9 protein-coding genes are annotated in these 3,258 nt (G+C 40.6%); all 9 read left to right on the top strand.

Translation table 11 applies throughout. The features are described from left to right. Positions 1-481: hypothetical protein (locus H6G97_RS48470; RefSeq protein ID WP_206759182.1), on the top strand; the 481-nt coding region annotated here is incomplete at its 5' end. 79 nt (positions 482-560) lie between these two features. Beyond that, complete coding sequence (locus tag H6G97_RS48465; protein WP_338422022.1) at positions 561-785, top strand: hypothetical protein; 225 nt, start codon at positions 561-563, stop codon at positions 783-785. Further along, positions 785-949, top strand: coding sequence for a hypothetical protein (locus H6G97_RS48460; RefSeq protein ID WP_190947433.1), 165 nt, complete (start codon positions 785-787; stop codon positions 947-949). Before H6G97_RS48465 ends, H6G97_RS48460 begins: the two co-directional genes overlap by 1 nt. A gap of 70 nt (positions 950-1,019) precedes the next feature. Then, positions 1,020-1,280, top strand: coding sequence for a hypothetical protein (locus tag H6G97_RS48455; protein ID WP_190735925.1), 261 nt, complete (start codon positions 1,020-1,022; stop codon positions 1,278-1,280). Positions 1,281-1,298: 18 nt separating this feature from the next. Next, positions 1,299-2,072 (top strand): ERF family protein, encoded by a 774-nt coding sequence (locus H6G97_RS48450; RefSeq protein ID WP_190947432.1) that lies wholly within the window; start codon positions 1,299-1,301, stop codon positions 2,070-2,072. 23 nt (positions 2,073-2,095) lie between these two features. Then, positions 2,096-2,296, top strand: a complete 201-nt coding sequence (locus H6G97_RS48445; protein WP_100903506.1) for a hypothetical protein — start codon at positions 2,096-2,098, stop codon at positions 2,294-2,296. Further along, complete coding sequence (locus H6G97_RS48440; protein WP_190947431.1) at positions 2,293-2,637, top strand: hypothetical protein; 345 nt, start codon at positions 2,293-2,295, stop codon at positions 2,635-2,637. Before H6G97_RS48445 ends, H6G97_RS48440 begins: the two co-directional genes overlap by 4 nt. Positions 2,638-2,650: 13 nt before the next feature. Next, complete coding sequence (locus tag H6G97_RS48435; RefSeq protein WP_190947430.1) at positions 2,651-2,863, top strand: hypothetical protein; 213 nt, start codon at positions 2,651-2,653, stop codon at positions 2,861-2,863. 32 nt (positions 2,864-2,895) lie between these two features. Next, positions 2,896-3,171: a hypothetical protein gene (locus tag H6G97_RS48430; protein ID WP_190947429.1), complete on the top strand. Its 276-nt coding sequence runs from the start codon at positions 2,896-2,898 to the stop codon at positions 3,169-3,171. The last annotated feature ends 87 nt before the right edge of the window (positions 3,172-3,258 follow it).

The raw sequence follows: 3,258 nt of genomic DNA, 5'->3' as shown, positions 1-3,258 counted from the left end.
AAGAGAAATGCAATCGCCTTACAACAGGATTTATGACAATTCAAATCATGGCATACGAAATATGATTAGCCCACTTTCTCTTGAACAAACTCAGTTGAAAGAGTCTCTTGACAAGATACTGTTGTCTCCAACCGACCCCAGCGCAGAGGTCATGGAAATCTCTGGATACAAACTCGTGTATGTCAATGGAGCTTGCCCCAGAAATTATCGAGTGTACAAAGCTGATTCCATGATTGGGGTGATATTTCAGCATATTACCCACTGGTTTAACGGAGTGGATTCTCTTGGATACGCCGAGCCAGTTGATGCAGTAGTGGGGTTGGATGAATTTTTGAAGGTGGCAGACAGATTAACAGCGACTACAGAACAACCACTCACAGAAGAAGAGTTACTCGATAAAGAATTTGATGCGTTAACGAGCGACGAATGGGAACGGTTAAAGAAATACGTTCCACAGGTAAAAGACTTAGTTGCAGCATAAAAAATAGGTGGGGAGGAAGTCCCACCTGTGTGGCTAGGAGTCAAACTAAATTCTATCAAAATAAAACAACGAAATGTGAGTGAATGTAGCAATGTTACCCATAGAAATCCTACAAGAATTTAACTCATGCTACGTGAAGATTCAGGCGATTGCCCAAGATGAAAACTGGCTCTTGTTGATTGCTGATAAAAAGATTGACCCAGAAGCAGCAACTCATTTGGGCGATACATTGCATTATTTGGGTGAGGTAATGGGGTGCGCGGAAGAAATTGTTGAAGTCAAGTTTAATCAGGAAGCAGAATAATGAAACTCTATGCAACAAGTATCCCTCAAGCTTTGTCAAGTTGGGCAACTGTTATATCGAACAATGCAGGTTTGATTGAGGTTGAAATCAATGATCAAGACCCTAGCTTTTATTCAATCATTGAGAAATTATTACTGAAATTGAGCCAGGAATTATCGGTGTAAAAGCTGGTGATCTATGTCAAAGACTCAGCATTTAAATGATTAATACTAACGAAGAGAATTGACAACCAAAATGAAATTCACCACTGTATCTGTTAGTTACTCTAGGAAATTTAATCTAGGCGACTACGAATCGCTAGAGCTAGGTTGCTCTTTATGGGCGCAAGTAGAAGATGGGGAAGACGCTGACGGGATAACCCAATTTCTCTATCAACAAGCTAAAACTTCGGTAAAACAAGCGGCAATGCCTGTACTAAAAGCCTCAGAGTTTCAGATTACTAAGGCTAAATCTAGCAAAAAAGTGTCTGGTGATGTCAATGAAAGCGATTGGTAAAATGAGAGGAGCTAGACAATGCAAGAACTAATCAAAGCTCTAATTAAAGCAAAGGCAGAGTTTAACCCCATTCAAAAAGACGGTACTAATCCTCACTATAAGCGTAAATATGCAACTTTAGATGCTGTATTGGATGCTGTCACTCCTGCACTTGGTAAACATGGATTAGTAATAATTCAAACCACGGAAATCTTTGAAAGTAAAACCGTACTACGGACTCATATTTTTCACGAATCTGGAGAGAGTATCACCAGCAGTTATCCTTTACCTGAGATTGCTGACTCTCAAAAGTTTGGTGCAGCATTAACTTATGCACGACGATATGCTGTTTGTGCAATTTTATCTGTGACTGCTGATGAAGATAATGATGCTGAAGGTGCAACTACTCCTCAAAAGCCTGAACAACCACAAAATAACATTAGACCCCGCAAAGACAATCAACAGTATAGAGTTCAGCCACCAAAACAAGCTGTAACTGCACCATCAATCAACCCAAAAGATTTGCGAGTCAAAGAAGTTCGCACACTTTTAAATTATCCGTTGGATTTGGTGAAAGAATGGCTGCATTCTCGAAATGTGACGAGTCCAAGTGAGCTTGATTCTGTTCAAATTGATGAACTAGTGAAAACCATGTGTTTGGCTTGGGCTGGGAATAAGTTTGGACACCCGAATCAGACTGCTAACTCTTATCAGAAACACGTAATTGATGCTGTATTGCGAGGTGTTTCTGAGATGGAAGCAATTCAGGCATGGATGGAAGGAGCGCTTGCACAATTGCCAGAACTGAATTGAATAACACCAATAGGAAAAATATCATGCCGCGAAAATCCACTCATCCTACTCCTACTGACAATTCCTCACTATGCATACAATACCTGCGTCGTTGTGGGGGTAGCGCTCGATTGTGTCATATTAACTTCAGTTTGTCAGTGATTCAAACCTTGATCAATCAAAGAAAGGTAAAGATTAGCAATACTGGTGCAGGTTTTTTTATTGAATTGGAGGATTCCAAATGACTAATCACAAACAAGTTGTTTACCAATCTCAATTAGACCACAAGAGTAAATTGTCTCTTCGCCGCCGTACTAGGAGAAGATTTAACCCCAGGATTTTCATTGATCGCACCATAGAAACAATTGCAATTGTCTCTCTACTTTTGACTGGCTTTTCAGGAGTAGGGGCAATGGCTTGTTGGGGAATGGAGATTATTGAGACGAATGCTAATCCCAACATCATCATCTCCGGGTGGCAGCAGCAGAAGAGTATTTGCTTGGGTGCAATGTTGGTCAGTTTTTCCGCATTCTTAGGGACTTCTTTAGTCGGAGTAAGCTTCAGCATTCAACGAGATAAATTTTAGGGGATAAACAACGATGGAAATCAAATTAACCACAGCAGAAATTCGGACTATTTTACAAGGTTGTCAATATACGTTGCGGCTTGTGGGGAGTAGTAAGGATTATCGCAAGCTTCAGTCGTCCGAGTGCTTTTCTACCTCGAATGGTGTGGTGTTAAACGATGCTTTTAATATTTTGGGAGAAATAGTGAACGCAATTGATGATGTACAGCAGGAAACTCAGCAGTAAACAGAAAGAATTTAAAATTAGAGGAGAAAAAAATGACAATAACTCTAGATAATCGCTCTCGAAACAAAGAATCGTCTCTGACGCAAGCATTACGGCAGATACAACAGCTGAACTCCAAAATTGCTGTGTTGGAGCAGCAGCATCAAGATTATGTGCAGGAGCAACAGAATTTGATTGCTGCGATTGCCGAAATCTGTGTTTCTCCAATGCAGGAAATACAGGCGCTGCGGATTCTGATTTATCGGGGAGAGACAGCCTGTCGGCAGTACCTGCGTTCAGTGGTGGTCAAACAGAGGAAAAATTCATAGAGATCAAGCACTCATTGATTCTGGTTCTGTACGTGATATTTCCAAAACTCGCTGTAACCAATATGAAATTTGAGCAGATGCAGATTG

Source organism: Nostoc flagelliforme FACHB-838, assembly GCF_014698065.1.
GTDB lineage: Bacteria > Cyanobacteriota > Cyanobacteriia > Cyanobacteriales > Nostocaceae > Nostoc > Nostoc flagelliforme_B.
Note: the sequence above shows the minus strand (reverse complement) of the source record. Positions and strands in the feature narration are given on the sequence as shown.